This is a genomic window from Mycoplasma sp. NEAQ87857 (assembly GCF_009792315.1).
Lineage (GTDB): Bacteria > Bacillota_I > Bacilli_A > Mycoplasmatales > Metamycoplasmataceae > Mycoplasmopsis.
In genome coordinates, this window is the sequence record NZ_CP045542.1 from 1,157,481 (window position 1) to 1,175,798 (window position 18,318).

Consider the following 18,318-nt stretch of genomic DNA (forward strand, 5'->3'; position numbering starts at 1 on the left):
TACTCCTATTCAAAAATTAAGTATTGTTCAATATCGTTATAGTGTAGTTGAATTCTAGTTCTAGAATTTTGATTCATACTAAATAGAACTTGTCCTTTTGACGCTGTAGCTAAAAAGTTAAGTTCATTTTCCGTTAATCCACCTGAAAAACTATACATATCATTAACTGCTTCAATATCTGCTTTTCTTAAATTAAAGAAAGTAGTATATTGACAGTTTTCTAAAATTGCTATAGTTTGAGATTTAATATATTCGTTGTAAATTAACTCAGATGGATTTTGTGTGGTTAAGTTCATACTTGCATTAAACTTTCTTACAGTTTTAACCATTGTATAAATAAAGTCTAATCCTACAGGATTATTACTATCAATGTATAAATGAACTTCATCTACAAAAATATTTAAAAACTTATTTTTATTAGTTAAAAAGTTATTAATTACTAAGTTTTGAATAAAGTTCAAGATAACAAAGATAGCTAACTGACTAGTTGCATCACCTTTAAGTTTCCCAAATTGCTTATTTTGAATCTTCTGTGTGTTAAAAACAATTAAATCATTATCAAGATTAATATTTGTGTGATTATTATAGAATGTTTGATACTTACCTTGATTTTCAAAGAAGTATTCTAACAATTCTATTAAATCTAACTGATCTTGATATTTTCTTAACTTTTCTTCTTTATTAGAAAAAGTAATAGATTTTAACTCCTGGATTAAATCACTAATAATAGGATAGTCTTGATTACTCAATTTTCTAAAATCTAATTTATCATCATAAAACTTTCATTTCTTGTATAAATTTTGTAACGCAACATTTAGTAATAAAGTTCTTTTTTCAGTCATATTGTTTTCAAAAACAATATTGAAAAACAATTGTAAGTAATCAATATGTTTATTAATAATACTTTCATTAGTTATATTATTACCACTTGATAATTGGTTATTAACTTGTAATGGATTAATACTAATACCATTTCCAACACCTAAATCAATTACATTACCTCCAAGCATTTTAGCTAATTTAGAATATTCATTTTGTGGATCGATAATGATTACTTTTCTATCGTTTGCAAAAGCATTTAAAATTTGTTTTTTAACAAAGGTACTTTTACCACTACCACTAACTCCAAAAACAAATTGATTATAGTTGGTTCTGGTCATTGATTTTTTATAGAATTTTTCTCAGATAATAGGTTCTCCTGTAGAAATAGAATTACCTAAATAAAAATCATTACCATCATTTACATAATCATTATTAAATCCCCATCCATTAGCTAAATTAACTGTTGAAAATTGAGTATTATCATTTAGTAAATCTTGATTACTTAAAGCACTAGTTGCTAAAGCTTGGAATTGTCTAAACATTAATCCATTAAGATAGATTTTGAATTTTGAACAAAATCTTCTATTTAGTTCTTCTTGTTTTTTAAGTTCTTTTAAACTATCGCTTTGATTCATTAAAAGAACATTTAAATTTACTAATTTATTTCCATTAGTAATAACTTGATCAGTAATATAAGAAATAGCTTGATATTCTAAATCATTGAATTTAGAACGAATCACGTTCTTTGTTTCTTGAGAATTATCAATTAATTTCTTATTTACTCTATTTAATAAATTATGAGCTCCTTCATCATCATAACATTCAAAATGAACAATTAAATCACTATCACTTTGAAGCAAGATGCTCAATCAATTTTCTTGTAATTGTGTTGGATATCTTCTAATTGATTGAATTGAGTGATATTGATTATCTTGAATGTAATGATTACTTTTAAATATAACTTCATCAAAATCAAAAACTTCATCTAGTGAGATAAAATCTTGTTGTTTTTGAGTTTTGTTTTTTAATTTAACTAAAGTTTGATAAACAACACTATCAACTTCTTCTTCATCATCTTGATCAATTTTGTTCGCTTGCTCTAAAGCAAGTTCTAACTTCTCTTGATCAATCTTTCAGTGATGTAAATTTGCAATAAACTCAACACTAGCTTTAGCATCAAGTAAGTTGCAATCTATTCCAATGTTAGTTAAATCTCACATTGTACTATCTACAAGTTCATTTAACTTTTGATATTGTTTTTCATAGATAACAAAATAGTAGTTATCTACCATTTCGTTATTTGAGTTTTGTAATCTTTCAAAATCATCAAGAACTTGAGAATAATATTCTCCAAATACTTCTTGAGCTTGAATGTTAGAAGTATTTTCTAATTGATCAATTTTGTTTAATCCGTTTTGTTGAATATTAATTAAATTGTCTTGGTAATTATTTTTCTCTTTACGTTTGATTAAACTACCCATTACATTAAATTGATCAAAAATGTTAGCGATTTGATTTAGTTTAATATTCTTATCAAATTCGCTTTCGACAAAAGGATTAATTCCTTTAAAATGAATTATTTTTAAATAATTACCTTTTTTAGTTTTAACACTATCTTTATAGATTTTTGAATATGCGATTAATTGTTTTTTATTTTTGTTCTTATTGTTATATTGCTTTTGAGTAAAAGCATAAGTAATATAACAAAAGACTAAACGATATAATCTCATATTTTGACTTGGGATGTTAATTAAAAAAAGTAGTCAAGGTAATAAAATACTTATTACTATAACTACTTTTAATCAAGAAACAAATGTGATATTTAGTGCGATTGCAAAGGATAAAATTACACCAATAAATAAAAATCCTGCATCTAAGAAAGTTAATTTTTGTATAAAAAAGCGTTGTTGCTTTTTTAAGCTATTAGGCTGTAGCATATGATTTAATTAAGATAAACTTATTTCTTATCTTTGTTAGATAAGTTTTTATAATCTTTGTATTCATCACTTGAAGTATAATCTTTTCAAGATTTAAGATATTCTTCATTTGATTGTTTGAATTCTTCTTCATTTTTGTATGGATTGAGTTTTAAATTTAAATGATCTTTTGCTTTATCTTTGAATGATTGGTGAGTTTCATTTAATGTTAAAATTCTATCATCTAGTCTTCTTTTTGCTTTAGTTGCTTTAGAATCTAAAATACCATTTTTATTCAATTTAGAATTTTGAATTGAAGTGGTTAATCTTGCTTTTAAATTCTTAATTGGAGTAAATTGTTTATTATTATCAAATCCAATAGTATCATTGATAAACGATTCTTTACCACCATTATCTTCATAAAAATTAGATAAATGATCAATTTGATTATTAATATTTTGATTGTGCTCTAATTGATCACTAGATAATACTTCATTACTCTTTGGAACATATAATTGTCTTTGTAAGCTTTGAATTTGATCACCATTATTAAAATCAGCTATTAAGTTTTTATGCAATAAACTTGCATCGCTATCTGATAAATTCATTTTATCTGCATAATTTGCTGCGTAATTTTCTGTTCTACTTTTAGCTGATTTAAATTTATCTGAATTAAACAACTGATTTGTTTTATTTCTAGCAAAATTACCAAATGATTTTGCACCTTTAGCTAATTTATTACCAGCAAATTTTCCAACTAAAGCTTTTTTAGATAAACCTGAAGCTAATCCAGTAGCAATAGCTCCAACTCCTCCAGTAGTAGCTGCAAATCCAACTTTTAATCCAGTGCTTAATGCAGAAGTTGAACGCATTAAACCTTGAAGTTCCATCATATCTTCTTTAGCTGAAACTTTATCACCAATAAAGGTAGTAATAATTGATGAAACAGAGCTAAATCCCATTGTTGAACCAACTAAAATAATAAAGCTATATAAAAACTTTTCAATAAAGTTAAAATCATTATTTGCTCACGCTTGATTAAAAGCAACATTAATAAAAATCGCTCATATTTTTAAACTTAATCCTAAGGACATAATAGCAAGTCATTTACTGATAAACAATTGAAATCAAATTTTAATTCTTGCTCCAGAATCAAAAATTGAAGTTGATGCAATTAATGGACTAATGATAAACATAAAAAATAGTTGAAAGATTTTATTAACTACACCAAATAATGAAGACATTAAAATCATAAATACGACTATTGAAGGTAAAGCACCTAAAAAGATTAATTTAATACCTTCTCCAGTATTTAAATGAGCAAAAGTAGATGATGGTATAAAATAACTTGTATTAATTCATTGCTCTTCAGGAACGCTTTCAGGACGAATGATACTTCATACATAACTTGAAACATCTAAATTAGCATTTTCACCTAAAATTAATTGAGTTATGTTGTTGATAAACAATCCTAAAATTGCTAAAACACTAACTAAACTCATTATTAATAAAACTGAAAATATACTTCATTTTAATGCGGTTTTAATTGGATTAACTACATCTATACTAGTGTTATTTTTGTTTCGATAAAATGTAAATCGTATCATTGAAGCAACAAAGAAGATAATCATCATTAAGACTGATACAATAGCAAATCTTATAAAAGTATAATTAACACTTATGTTTCCAATGATATCTGTATCTTTATTAAAATTAACTCCAAATAATACTAATCCTGGTAATTCAAAAATAATAAAGCTTGCTCCACTTAAAATGTATGTTAAAAACGACATTATCAGAGCAACTGGTAATCAAAAAATTAAGAAGATTGGATAAACTATATATCCAAATAAAGCACCTAGCATTGTTTAAGAAAAATCAAATGATTTAATTTAAATTAGAAATTTAAGTTTGAAACTAAATGATTATTTAATAAATTTGTATTGTGAATAAGTACTGTTTCTAGCGAGTTAGAGCTTGGAGCTAAATCACTAAAAGCTTTTGTTAAGATTCCTGAAATTGATCAAATGATGATAACTGCTAAAATAGCAACACCAATTCATTTTAAACGTTTAATTTCTTCAGCTCTTTTTTGTGAAGTATCACTTGATCCAATTTTGATTCATACAAAAATTGCAGTGATAATAAATCAAAGAGCTAATGCTCCCATCACAACTCCTAATACAATGTTAATATAACCTTGGACAGTATTTGAGACGTTCTGTAAAGATTCTTTAAATTTCTCTGTGTTTTCTGCAAAAAGCGATGTAATTTTACCTATCATTAATGCACCTCCTAATTATCTTGTTTATTTGTTTCAAATTTCATTCTAAGATTTAAATAATCATTTTTGAATTTTTCAATTCTTTCATTAATATTAGGATTAATAGATTCTAGATATTTTTTAATAAATTTAAAAAGTGCTGGATCTTGATCTTCTAAGATCATTTTAAGAGTTTTGTTATTTAAATTTCCGTTTATAGCACTTTCAATTTCACCCAATAATTCTTTATAATCTTTATTATTTTGAATGATACTTGGATCAATAAAATCCCCAAACACTTTGATTATATAAGCAAAATGTTCTTGGAAGTCAGTTCCATACTTTGTAGCAAGATCATCATCAGTAGGAAAAAGGAAAACTCCTCCAACAGCTTGGTCTAAAAAGAAGCTTGTTCCTGTGAAGTTTTCAAATTTTAAATAATTAAAGGTTGATTTGATAAAGTTTTTTGAAGTTTTAATGTAATCATCTATTTTATATTTTTCACCATTATTTATTTTGTTTCTTTCTATAAAGATATCCATTAAAGCTCCAACATTTTCTAGCTGTAATTTTGCAAAATGTAAATGTTTTAAAGCATTAATCATTATATAAATGAATATTCCATCTTCATCATAAATATAATTTGCGTTTTTATAATAAATTGAGTTCTTTTTAGACTTATTATTATAAAGTTCTGTTCAGTTAATTAATTGTGTTGTTGGTGGTTTTATTTCTAACGGAGCAACACCTCTAAAATTAGATAAGATATAATGCTCATTATTTTCAACTAATGCTTCATAAAAAATTTCTTTTTTAAATTCTTTGATTTGTTCAACATCAAATTTTATTGTATCCGTATCTTGCTTTTTGACAGGATTTTTACTATATAACCCTTCTATAAAAGATGAGATTATTCCAGTAGATTTTGGACTATCTGAAAAAACAAATTCTATGAACTTTTTATAATTTACGTTAAAAGCACTTGGAAAACTTCCTACTGTATTTATTTTTTCGTATTCAAAATATAAACTACCTAACACTGAAAATAAATCATAAAAACTTAATTTCTTTCCAAAATCAGGATTAGGAATTTCAATTATTTTATTAGCTTGTTCTTCAGTATAAATAAGATTATCTACATCTAAAGGTAAATCTTTCCTTTTAACTTTAAGAGTTTTTTTAGAATATAAATCTATCTTATTTTTTAAAGCATCTATCTTATTTTTTAAAGCATCTATCTTATTTTTTAAAGCAAGTAATTTATCATCATTAGATTCAAAATAGAATGAATCTTTATGTTCTTCATCCATTTTGATTCTTTCTTCTAATGAAGCATTTTTATACTTAACAACATCATTAAAATGTTTTACAACGTCGTTATAAATATCAACAGTAATGTATTTAATTAAATCATCTCTAAAAGTGTTAAGTTTTGCAACTCTAGTTGCTTCACTAATACTTTTATCATTAATGAAATTTAACATTTGATGAGTAAATAATCCTGTTGAAATAACTTCTTGCTTGTTGTCATTGTGTAATCCTGCTTCTACTGAAAATAATGCTGAACTTAAATATTTTTCATAAGGGAAAAATAAATAATATTTGTAGTCTTTGTTTTGCTCAACATCATTTAAATGTTGTGTTGAAAACATATTAGGTTTATCTTTTAAGACTTTGTCTGGATAAACTGTTTGTCATAGTACTTTCTTGTTATCATTAATTGAATAAGGATATTCAAAATTTATCATTTTTTTACCAACAGGTCATTTATTTTTGCTTGGTTCTGGATCCCCTACATTAATAGGACTAACACCACGACCTCTTTTAGAAAGTCCTCCACCATCAAAATTAATATTACAGCTTGAAGTAATTAAAACGCTAGCACTAGTAGCTATAGTTGTTGTTGCTAGCAATCATTGTTTAATTCTTTTTTTCATCGTTATCACCTCTAATTTTTGTTAATACAAAAATTATATAAGTTTATCTTGTGGTATATCCTTTTTAGTTAAAAATTACTTTCATTTGTGGTATATAAATCAATGCTTTCTTGCTCTTCTGGATCTACATCCGCTGGATTTGTATTTATATCTGTATCTAATGTTTCTTGATTAGTAGTTTGTTCTGTTTTTGGAGATGCAAAACATTTTATTTGTCTTGCACTGATTTCAGTTTCGTAAAAATCATCCCGTTTCTTACTAATTAGAAATCCATTTACAAAAACAGTCATACCTTTCTGTAGCTTCATTGCTACATTCATTGCAACTTTATTTCAAGCTACAACGAAAAAATATTGTACTTTCTTTCCATAATTTACTGCGATACTGAATTTTAAGACTGAATAAGTCTTATTATCCTTTGTAAGATTTGAAAATTGCGGAACGGTTGCTACTCGACCTAGCATCGTTACTTCGTTATACATAATTAATTTCCTTCTATCAATCTTTCATCAAGATAATTGGTTATTTTTGATTTAATTAAATAGTAATTAGATTCAATAATATTTAATATTTCAAAGAATTCTAAATTTGAACAATCTTTGATTTTATCTAAGAATTCTTTAAACATATCTTTATCAATTTCATTAATCTCTAAATTAAAAAACTTAACCAATAAATACCTAATAATAGATTGAATTACTGTATCTGTTTCTTTAATTTCAGTATTATTAAAATAACAACTATCAATTGCTGTTTTAATTAAGCAATCTAATATTTGTGTTTGATAATACCTAATATTGTTGTCAATTGTTAATGTTGGAAGAGTAATGTATCAATTTTTCTTATCAAATTTATTACATTCAACATCTTTACACATTGACACAAGCTGCATTGCTGCTTGATTTTGTTTTAGTATTCAACTAAAAATATTTATATTAATATCGAATTTGTTTGATAAATCATATTTTGATTTTATAAAAGCAAAATGTTCTTCGGTAAAAGCTGCTACATTAATTTCATTTGCTTTAAATTCATAATATGATTTAGCAATATTTGAAGCTTGATCTTTTATAAGTTTGTCAAATTCAATATAAATTTTTTCTATCTCTTCAGCGTTATTTTCTTTATCTTTTTTAAGTTCATTTAATTCATTACTCATTGCTGATATTGAAAGAACTTTTTCTATAGTCTCTTTATTATCAGTTTTAGATGTATAAATAAAATTCTTCTTTCAACTAGGAATAATAATTGTTTCTATATGTCCTTCATCATCAGCATTTGTGGAAAAACTAACATAATTTTTCCCTTTAGAAAACAGCTGAAGATTAATAATAAAATTAACTCGTTTATCTGTGTAAATCATTGTATGCAAATATGCTTCTAATAAACTTGAATCACTTTTAATCATTTGTAAATTTTTGTAAATAGTTTGATCTTGGTAATTTTTAATAAAATCGAAAAACAATTGAGATTCATTCCCTGGATTTAAAACATACCCTTCATAATCTCTTTGAATTGGTGATAGTTGATTTTGTTTTTCTTTAAGTTGGCTAAATGTTTTCATTAATATCCTCTTACTGTTCTTACAATTATTCCAACGATTAAAAGTATCAAAATAGAAATTAATGAATATTTATGCTTGATTGTAAATTTAATTAATCAGCTTATTAATCATTTTAATTTCTTTCTCATTTTGCTCCTTCAAATTTAATTCCTCAATATTTGCAATCGCTTTAAATATGTGATATTCTTTTTTTATTTTCAAACTTATTGAGTTAATTTCATTCCTTCATTTTCTTCTTGAACTTTATCTTGAATTTTATTGTTTTCTATTTTTGGTTCTCTTTGATCTTTATTCATATAATAAGCAAAAGCAATAGATTTTCACTCTCTTGTTTCTACTTCTTCTAATGAATTTTTATTAAATAGAAATTGATATTTATCGTCATCTGATAACGAACTATTATTGATTTTATCTTTTAGTTTGATTCAAGTTTGAAGCTCAATATTTGACTCATATTGTCATTCTTCTAAATTTCTTTTTGAGTCATCGATATTATTGATGATTTCTTTATAAGTTAATAAATTTGGTTCATTAATCTTTCTAAAATCATCCACTTCTTGATGAAGCTTTCACTTATCATTAGAATATTCTCTTCTAACTTCTTCTAATGAAAAAGTTTTAATTACTTCAGATGCTATCTTTCCTGCGTTTTCAATTAGTTTTAATAATTTGTCGTGATTTTCTTCAAATGCTTTTTTAATTCTTTCTTCTTTTGAAAGATTAGCATCAGCATTTGTAAAAGATTTTGCTGTTAATCATTGATAAGCATACTCTTTTGACTTTTGATATGCATCTTCATCTTCAATACCAATTCATTTCATTAACATCATCGCTGATAGCTCAGCTTCGTTTTCGTGTTCTGAACGAAATTGAAGATATTCTAATCCAGTGTGTTTTTCTGCTACGTAATGAGACATTTCGTGCAACAATGTATTATTCCTGACTTTTGCAGTTATGGTTAAAGAAAAGACGAAAACCCCTGTATTTATTGCGTTTTCGTCTTTTTGTTTATCTTTTTCCTAGTATAATAGAACTTAAATTTTCAACCTTACCATATTTAGGTAGTGAATTAATATTAAATGCTTTTAATATTCTTGTAAGTCCTTCATCCATTTTTAATCTTAAAAAATGTTCTTTATCTTCTCCTCAAATGACTACTGTAGCTTTCTCATTTAAGGTTTTTATAATTTTAGATGTAGTTAAATATTGATCATCTTTTTCAAAATTTACTGTTTCTTTTAATAATAATTCAAGATATCTTTGAATAACTAAAGATATATAACAAATTAAGAAATGACCTAAAATAGATTCCTTTTTTCACACATAAACTGGTCTTGCTTCAAAATTGGTTTTAAGCACTCTAAAAGATTCTTCAATCTTTCATAAACCTCTTAATTGTTTATAAATTTTCATTGGATCAATTTCTTTAATATTAGTTCTTATCCCATAAAACCCAATTGTCTTTAAATCTTTATCATATTGTTTTTGATTGAATTCAACGTTTTCAACTTTACTTGAAATATACTTTTTGCCACCTGTATTAATAGATGATTTGTATGTTGTATGGTTCTTTTGTTCAATTAGTTTAGTAGCTTTTTGTTTTAATTTTTCAATGTGATATAAGTCATATTTTGATCTTTCGCTTGAGTAAGTTAAAACTAATTCATCATCTAGAGCATAGACTTTTTCGTCACTATTAACATAGTCAATTACAGGTATTTTTCTCACGAAAAATTTATCTGTAACACTTTCAAAAGTATCTAAATCAAATGCATCAGACACCTTTTTATCTAATGATTTTATTTTTTCAGTAATGATGTAGTTGTAACCTAATTTTTTCATTTCTAATAGGTTATTTTTAGAATTTAAGCCTTTATCAGCAATAATTGTGATGTTTTGGAAACCAAAATTGTTTTTCAAACTCTCTAAAAATGGTAAAAATGTTTTGAATTCATTAGTATTTCCGGGAAAAACTTCATATGTAATAGGAATACCTTTGTTATCAATAGCAAGTGCTAAAACCACTTGTGTTTGATTCACTTTTAAGTCTTTTGAAAAACCAAAATTTCTTAATTCATCAGCGTCAAAACTTTCAAAATAAATTGTTGTTACATCATAATAACAATGTGTTAAATCTCTATTGTACAAGCTTGATAACTGTTTGTTTAAATAACTTACAACCTTGCTTTTTTCTTTACCAATTTTTTCAAGTGATCTATAAACTGACTCAAGAGAAAAGTCATAATTTGTAATAAATTTTTCTTTTTGATTGAAAGTTTGAAGTTTTGATTCAGGTCTTAAAATTCTTGAAGTTACTAAGAATTCTGTAAGTTCAGAAAGTGAGTATTTTGTCCTATAACTTTTATCAACTTTATTGAAAAACTTGTCTAACTTTAGTGTTTTGAATAATTTTCTATAAATCAAATTACCATAACACATAGTGTCTAAAGTTTCGTTATCAGTAAGAAGTACATTATGAAGAAGTGAATCCATAACATCAGTTACTAATTGATTTGCTTCTGATATTTTTGCTTTTGACTTTTTACATTCTTCTTTTAATTTTTCAATAGCAAGTGGATCGTTTGCTATTAAATCTTCTTTTCTACCCAATCTTTGTACAACTTTATGAACTGCTTTCTTTTTAACTTTGTCTCATTTTGATTCCACTAGTGTTACATATTCAACACCACTTACTTTACTAATTTTCACAAACATATTCGCATTATATCATATTCTAACAGAATAACAAGTAAAAAAATTAATATTACTTATATACTATGTATATAAGTAAAAATTTTTTAACTGCAAAAGTCAGGATATTATTGATGATTTCTTTATAAGTTAATAAATTTGGTTCATTAATCTTTCTAAAATCATCCACTTCTTGATGAAGCTTTCACTTATCATTAGAATATTCTCTTCTAACTTCTTCTAATGAAAAAGTTTTAATTACTTCAGATGCTATCTTTCCTGCGTTTTCAATTAGTTTTAATAATTTGTCGTGATTTTCTTCAAATGCTTTTTTAATTCTTTCTTCTTTTGAAAGATTAGCATCAGCATTTGTAAAAGATTTTGCTGTTAATCATTGATAAGCATACTCTTTTGACTTTTGATATGCATCTTCATCTTCAATACCAATTCATTTCATTAACATCATCGCTGATAGCTCAGCTTCGTTTTCGTGTTCTGAACGAAATTGAAGATATTCTAATCCAGTGTGTTTTTCTGCTACGTAATGAGACATTTCGTGCAACAATGTATTATTGTTTTCTTCAGGTAAGTTATACTCATTTAAAACAATTTTTTTGCTTTCTTTTTTAACAAAACCATATGTCCTTGAATCATCACGTTTCATAGTACTTAAATGAGCTTCTTCAACTGATAATCCTGAGTTTTTTATTTTTTCTTTTAAGTTTTCTAGAAGTTTATTATTGATATCTTCATATAATGCTGAATCATAATATTTATCAAAATATTTTGCTCCATATTCTTTAGACTCAGCATTAGTTTGTCTGATATCAAAAACATATCCAACTTTAAAATTTAATGTAGTTTCTAATTTAACACCTTCAGGTACTTCTTCAGGTCCTTTTACATATTTTTTCTTATTTTGTTCATCAATATAGAAAAAGTTTTTAATTGGTTGAAAAATTTTAATACCACTTTCACCTTTTTTGACATTGATTTTATTCTTGCTTCATTCGTTAAATCCCTTAACTTTATAAGCTTTTGGAAATTGATTTACAATTAATAACTTATTTAAAAAGCTATATTTGTTTTCAGGATCAAGAATAAACGACATATTCTGACTTTTCATTTCAGGATTATTAAAGAATTCTAAAACTTCATTTTTAACTAATTCTTTTAATTCCTTAGTTTTATCTTCGTTTGATTTAAATGTTTTGTCTTTGTTGTATTTGCTGTACATAACTAACACCTTTATTTAATGTTTTTAACTAATTGTTCATATTCTTCTAATGTCATTAATGTTGCAGCTATGACACTACCTTGTTCATCTTCGACAGATGCAACGATATATGTTTCATCTTTATAGACAATTTCTTGTCCAAATTTATCCATTAAAAACTCTTGAACAATTGGATCTGATATTTCTAACTTGCAATCTTTGCTAGCTAGTTCTAAAATTAAGTCCATATTTCCTCCAATAAATTTATTTTTGCAAAGAACGATTATTTTTCATTAACCTCCTTTTTATTGATATTATAAATATCAACAATTACACTTAAAGAATTAGTTAGCATCTTAATTTCACTTGCGTTACCAATTAATCGATAAAGTGTAGTTTTTGACAATAAATCTAAATCTAATAGTGGAATTAATTTAGCATAATCACTATCAGTAAATCCATTAAGCTTAAATGCTTCTCTAACAGTTATTAATCTACGTTCATAAAAATCTTTTTTATTTAGATTGTACTTAATACTAATAGTTCCAACATTAGGAGAGCGATCTTGTTTAGTTGTTAATGTTTCAACTAATCCATTATTAATAATCATTTGATCAGTGTTTGATAAATCAGGATTATTCTTGATTAAATTTGCTCTACTTTCAGTTTTAGCAATAACACAACTTAAAGCTTCTTCTTTGTAATTATTATTTAAATCAAATACTGATTGATAATGACTTAAGGGACTTTTTAATCTTTCAAGCATCAAGCTATATCCTTTAGCTAAAATTAGCTTATCAAGTTCCTTTTCGTTTTCAAAAGGTAGTTTTAAACTCTTATCAAAAGCATAAATATATGTTCTTTGTTTCTTTTGAATGCTTCCGTGATTTTTAGAATTTTGACTTGAAGTAAATACAACATACCCTAATTGATTTAAAAACTCAATTCATTCTAAAAACAAAGTTTTATTTTTAGAGATTAAATTTGGTAATGCTTCAGCAAATAAATATTTAGGACGATTTTTCATTTGAGATAATAGCTCTTTAAAATCATTCATAACTTCTGGAATAAAGTTATAAGTGATTACATCTAAATGTAAAGTATCTAACATATCTCCTTTAAGTTTTCTAATATCACCATAATTGCTATTGACTAAAAAACTAGTAGCTATAATCTTTTTCAACAAATCATTTTTGAACATTGAATTAGCAATTGATGTTTTTCCATCATAGCTAAATGATTTTGTTTCTAAAAGTTTATTAACTTCACTCATTGAATTAAGTTTTAATTTGTGCTGATATTTAGAAAGTTTGAAAATGTTATATTTGCTATGAATTAATGCATAAGCTATATTTGCATTAATATCTCATTCAGATATAGCTAAAATATCTAAAATATTCTCTTTATAATCTTTGTTAATTTGATTAATAGCAGTATTGATTGAACCAATACCTGCAAAAGCATCAAAAACCTTTAATTTCATTATTTAATCTCCTTATCTTTATTGTTTTGTTTTAAATACATTATTTCTAACACTTTTATATATGTAGAATAATTCATTTCTGGTAGTTTATATGTACTAGAACTTGTTTCATAATTGAATACAATTTCTTTAGCTTGATTTTGTTGAAGAAAGTTTCCTTCTTCAACTTCAATTTCATTATTAGTATCTCAAGTCATTCTTCTAAAATTTCAAATAGAATTAAGATTAATTTTAATTTTATCTTTTGGGACAAAGAAATATTTTGTATTTGGATTTGCTATAAAATCTCAAACTTTGTAGGCCATATTACTTTTAACTACTAAAGGTAGTTTGCTTTGCATTTGAATTATCAACTCATCCTTGCTTTTTGTTTTTAAAGCAGGAACATCATATAAAGGAACTTTTTCCATTGAAGTAGATACTGATGAACTTGAACTTTTACTTTGAACAGTTTCACTTTTTCTTTCAATATGTTTTGTTCCTAAAGATTTTGAAACTGCTTCAAGTGTTTTTTCGTTATTAGTATTTAAAAAATAAACTAATGCAGCATTATTTTTAATAATTGCATTTTCACCCTTACCAGTTTCATACATTTTTAATTGTTCGTAATCTTGCAACACTAACATAAAGAATATTTTTCTACTTCTTGCAATAGAACACTTATTTGCAAAATCTGGAATAACAGGTAAATTACCAAATTCATCCAAAAAGAAAAATAACTTTCTATCTAGATTATCTTTATTGTTAGTTTGTAAATAATCTAATGCTTTTTTGTAAATTTGATTAACTAAAATACTTACTAGGAATCTAATACTTACTTTTTGATCAGGAAACTTAATAAACAATGCAAAATGTTCTTCTTTGTGATTGTTGAACATTGTTGTTAAATCTAATGTATCAGTTGATGTAAGACGTTTTAAGTTAATGTCTTGTGAAAATAAACTCACTACTTTTGTTGCATTTGCTAAATAACCTTGGACAGTGACTTGAGCACCATCAGCTAATGAAGCTTGTTCAGTATAAATATCATTTCACATCTCGTTATCGCTTTTATGGTGTTTAGCAATCTTTCTTCACTTTCCGCTGCTAAAAGTATCATAATTAAGCATCTTATTTAAATTCGGTAAAGTAAATAAATCTTTATTAAATTCTTTACCTTCTTCTTCAAGAGAAAATAATAATCAAAACTTTAAAACGGTAATAATGCTAGCTTTTGCATTTGCTTCTCAAATAGTACCTTCTGACTTTTTATCTCAAGGTAATCCATTAACAATTTCAATCAAAGATGCAAAAGCTTCTGAATAATCATCTTCAGTTAAATCATTTTTTGCTTTTGAATGTAATTTTTCTCACGCATCAATTAAAGGATTTCATCTACAACTATTTTTATAATCAAACAAATCAACAACCTTGATTGTATATCCTTGATTTTTTAAATGATTACCAGTTTTATTTAGGATTTCACCTTTTGGATCAGATATCACCATTAAGCTCTTTTTCTCTTTTTCTAATGAAGAGTTATAGATTATGTTAGGTAAAATAACTCTTTGAGTTTTACCGCTTCCTGTTGTACCTAAAACAATACTGTGAAAATCACTATCATTTGTAAGATAATTTACTTTGCTTTTATGTGGATAGAAATTTAAAACAAAGTTATCATTATTTTGATTAAGAAGTTTTTGATATTCTTTTTTATTACCTACTTTCAACTTTTCATTTCATAAAAACAAATCATTTAAGTTGTTTCTTAAATCATTATTAGAATTTTTAAAAGTTAGATCATAACTCAATCATCAAATGTAAAAGATAACCAAAGATAAAAAACTAATTAAAAGTAAATAAAGTCCTTTATCACTATCTAGAAAAATTTTTTCTAAATAACTAAAGGTACTTTTTCAAAAATTCAATTTAATATCACTGATAAATTTTTGATTGTAAATAATCAGCATTGCTAAAAATGAAAAGATTATTATTGACAGGACATAGAACAAAGGAAAAGTTATGAGTTTTGCAATTAATCATCGCTTGCGTTGTGATTTAACTTTTAATTTCATTATTCACCTTCAGACATAGCTTGAATTTTTTTGAATAAAGCTTTTGCTTTTAATTCTTCTTGATATCCAGCTCTATTTTCAATTCATAAAGAATTAAAGATTTTAATAAAACTTTTTTGTTGTTGAACTGGAATGTTATTTTGTTTATCTTTTTCTAAAGATGATTTAATAATTTGTTTTGCTATTAATAAATCTAATTCTTTAGATTGTTTTGAAATGAAATCATCTTTTTCTTTTAAAGTCATAAATTTATTTGTTTTAGAAAGTTTAGTAATTTGATTTTTAAATTCTAGATAATCAGTTTTAAAATCTTTGTTAGATGAAAGAAGTAAATCTTTTACTTTAGAAATTGAATTGTATAAACTTTGATTTTTATCTGCATTTAAATCTTGAATTGAAAGTTTAATTAAATCATTTTTAGATGAATAATTTTTCTTTCACTCATCAGCAACAAGTTTTGAATAATGATCAACAGCAGATGATGATTTGATTTTATGTTTTTGATTAAAGAAAACTCTTAAGTTTTTCTTGTGTTCATAAATGCTATTTTTAGTAGAAACAAGATCATAAAATTCTTTAGGAGTTTCTAACACATTAACCAAATCTTGTTTGAACAACTTAATTGAATCTTTTGAAAATGAATTAAATTTTCTAAACTTAGATTTTTCATATAACATTAAGTGTATGTGGGGATAATCACTGTTAGTATGCATCGCTCAAACACCATCAACATTATTTTTGTTCATTTTGTTTCTTTCTAACATTTTAGATAAAAACAAATTAAGATACTCATTTCAATTTTGTTTTGAAAAAGTATTAGTAAATTTTGATAAATCACCCATATTGATAGTTAATTCATAAATTATTTGTTGCTCAGACACTTTATTTTTAAACTCAGCTTTAAAGCTTTCTTTATCAATGTCATTAGCACTTTCATTAAACAAACGATATAAACCTGATTTGTATTTAATTCCTGGATTATCTTGTTTGTTTTTCACTTGTGATTTCATAAACTCAGCATAATCAAGATTGCTATCATAAAATTTATTCATTAAGCTTTCATTTGTTTCAGAATTATCTTGCAAGCAAACAGCACTCGCTCGAGTGATATAATCTACAAAATTTCCGCTTACATAAAATTCTCAATTATGAACTTTCTTTTGACCACCAATTAAATTCTTTTGAATATTTTTTCTAGCATATTCTAATCGAACAAAACCCCAATTAACATTATTCATATAATCCCATCCTAAATTCAACATAGTAACAGACTACATCTACGTTGTAATAAACAAAGTTAACTTCGTTTACTTTGTTTATATTTAGGTCTAAAATTTGGAACTAACTAAAAATTGCATTACCAAAATTTAATAATTCATTAGAGTCCAATAATTTTTTTCATCAACCATCTGAATTAATTAATTAATTAATCCCGTTTACTTCGTTTCTTTCAATAAATGAAATTGATGATAGAAATTAATGTACTAAATATCTTTCGGATGTCAATTTGAAAAAATGCTGATGTTTGTAATATCTAAATTTTTTAATTTTAGTATCAGCAAACAGTGATTGAGGATCTAAAAGAAAGGGATTGAACAATAAAATAGAATCTGATTTATTAGATAAGTCTATTTTATGATAGATTTTTTTAACTAAATATTTTCGTCTATAATCAACTAACTCAAAATTACAAATCTTTTTTAGATGATTATAAGCAGTTGATTTTTTTAAACCTAAATATTTATTTTGTAATAAAACTTGTTTTTTATTATTCGCATTCTTGATTGCATATTGTTCTTTTTTCTTTGTAATTAAAACATTCATTCCATAAAGGAAGAATAATTTTCAGTCATATGATTTTGTCAAAGCAACAAAACAACGTTTATCATCACCAAAATTTAACTTAAATTTTTTGTCGTGGGAAACAATAAGTTTGTTATTAATACAAAATTTTAATGCACGATAAAAAGTTGTCTTAGGAAAATATTTTGCTATCTTGTTAAAGCTAACAAATTTTTTTCTTGCTTTAAATAAATTAGCAACAGCTAAAAATTCACAAACTGATTGCTTATCTTTAATTACATCCAACACTTTTTTAGGTAAATAAAATTTTGTTTTGCAAATTTTATTTACTATCTGCAAAGGAAGTTTATTGTATTTTTTAGAGTTATAAAGTTTTATAAAATTAGCATCACGTTTATCTTCTTTAATTTTCTTATCATCGAAGATAAATTCTTGTTGTAAAACTAAAAGCTCTTTATACTTTCCCATAAAACCTCCTCTTGCAAATAAAAAAGCGCCTGGAAGCGCTTAGGTGAAGGGGATTTTACTCACTCTAAATATTTAGATAATTTATCAAATTCAAATCATTG

Annotated in this window: 15 protein-coding genes; all 15 read right to left on the minus strand. The window is 25.0% G+C overall.

The features are described from left to right. Positions 1-5: 5 nt before the first annotated feature. The 15 genes from GE118_RS04185 to GE118_RS04250 all read right to left on the minus strand — a co-directional run bounded on the left by GE118_RS04185 (position 6) and on the right by GE118_RS04250 (position 18,217). Entirely contained in the window at positions 6-2,759 is a 2,754-nt protein-coding gene (locus GE118_RS04185) for an Mbov_0397 family ICE element conjugal transfer ATPase (RefSeq protein WP_158764157.1), read from the minus strand. Between the two features lie 20 nt (positions 2,760-2,779). Then, positions 2,780-4,531: an Mbov_0396 family ICE element transmembrane protein gene (locus GE118_RS04190; protein ID WP_158764158.1), complete on the minus strand. Its 1,752-nt coding sequence runs from the start codon at positions 4,529-4,531 to the stop codon at positions 2,780-2,782. Positions 4,532-4,635: 104 nt separating this feature from the next. Next, positions 4,636-5,022, minus strand: a complete 387-nt coding sequence (locus tag GE118_RS04195; protein ID WP_158764159.1) for an Mbov_0395 family pilin-like conjugal transfer protein — start codon at positions 5,020-5,022, stop codon at positions 4,636-4,638. 11 nt (positions 5,023-5,033) lie between these two features. Beyond that, a complete protein-coding gene (locus GE118_RS04200; RefSeq protein ID WP_158764160.1) occupies positions 5,034-6,938 on the minus strand; it encodes a hypothetical protein in 1,905 nt (634 codons plus the stop codon). Positions 6,939-7,006: 68 nt separating this feature from the next. Next, positions 7,007-7,420 (minus strand): single-stranded DNA-binding protein, encoded by a 414-nt coding sequence (locus GE118_RS04205; RefSeq protein ID WP_158764161.1) that lies wholly within the window; start codon positions 7,418-7,420, stop codon positions 7,007-7,009. Positions 7,421-7,422: 2 nt separating this feature from the next. Then, positions 7,423-8,502 carry a hypothetical protein gene (locus GE118_RS04210; protein WP_158764162.1) on the minus strand — a complete coding sequence of 360 codons (1,080 nt, stop codon included), beginning with the start codon at positions 8,500-8,502 and terminating at the stop codon, positions 7,423-7,425. Continuing rightward, on the minus strand, positions 8,502-8,630 hold the full coding sequence (locus GE118_RS04395; RefSeq protein ID WP_255473568.1) for a hypothetical protein: 129 nt from the start codon (positions 8,628-8,630) through the stop codon (positions 8,502-8,504). The genes GE118_RS04210 and GE118_RS04395 overlap by 1 nt, the downstream gene beginning before the upstream one ends. Positions 8,631-8,705: 75 nt before the next feature. Beyond that, a complete protein-coding gene (locus tag GE118_RS04215; protein WP_158764163.1) occupies positions 8,706-9,419 on the minus strand; it encodes a hypothetical protein in 714 nt (237 codons plus the stop codon). A 91-nt stretch (positions 9,420-9,510) separates the two neighbouring features. Next, positions 9,511-11,217 (minus strand): IS1634 family transposase, encoded by a 1,707-nt coding sequence (locus GE118_RS04220; RefSeq protein ID WP_158763855.1) that lies wholly within the window; start codon positions 11,215-11,217, stop codon positions 9,511-9,513. 49 nt (positions 11,218-11,266) lie between these two features. Then, positions 11,267-12,430 (minus strand): ArdC family protein, encoded by a 1,164-nt coding sequence (locus GE118_RS04225; RefSeq protein ID WP_158764164.1) that lies wholly within the window; start codon positions 12,428-12,430, stop codon positions 11,267-11,269. Between the two features lie 11 nt (positions 12,431-12,441). Beyond that, a complete protein-coding gene (locus GE118_RS04230; protein ID WP_158764165.1) occupies positions 12,442-12,657 on the minus strand; it encodes a hypothetical protein in 216 nt (71 codons plus the stop codon). Positions 12,658-12,692: 35 nt separating this feature from the next. Beyond that, positions 12,693-13,892, minus strand: coding sequence for a DNA cytosine methyltransferase (locus GE118_RS04235; protein ID WP_158764166.1), 1,200 nt, complete (start codon positions 13,890-13,892; stop codon positions 12,693-12,695). Then, positions 13,892-15,946, minus strand: a complete 2,055-nt coding sequence (locus GE118_RS04240) for a type IV secretory system conjugative DNA transfer family protein (RefSeq protein ID WP_158764167.1) — start codon at positions 15,944-15,946, stop codon at positions 13,892-13,894. The genes GE118_RS04235 and GE118_RS04240 overlap by 1 nt, the downstream gene beginning before the upstream one ends. After that, positions 15,946-17,184 carry a hypothetical protein gene (locus GE118_RS04245; RefSeq protein ID WP_158764168.1) on the minus strand — a complete coding sequence of 413 codons (1,239 nt, stop codon included), beginning with the start codon at positions 17,182-17,184 and terminating at the stop codon, positions 15,946-15,948. Before GE118_RS04245 ends, GE118_RS04240 begins: the two co-directional genes overlap by 1 nt. A gap of 238 nt (positions 17,185-17,422) precedes the next feature. Beyond that, the gene (locus tag GE118_RS04250; protein WP_158764169.1) at positions 17,423-18,217 is read right to left on the minus strand and encodes an MAGa4850 family ICE element protein; all 795 of its coding nucleotides are present in this window, start codon (positions 18,215-18,217) and stop codon (positions 17,423-17,425) included. Between the last annotated feature and the right edge of the window lie 101 nt (positions 18,218-18,318).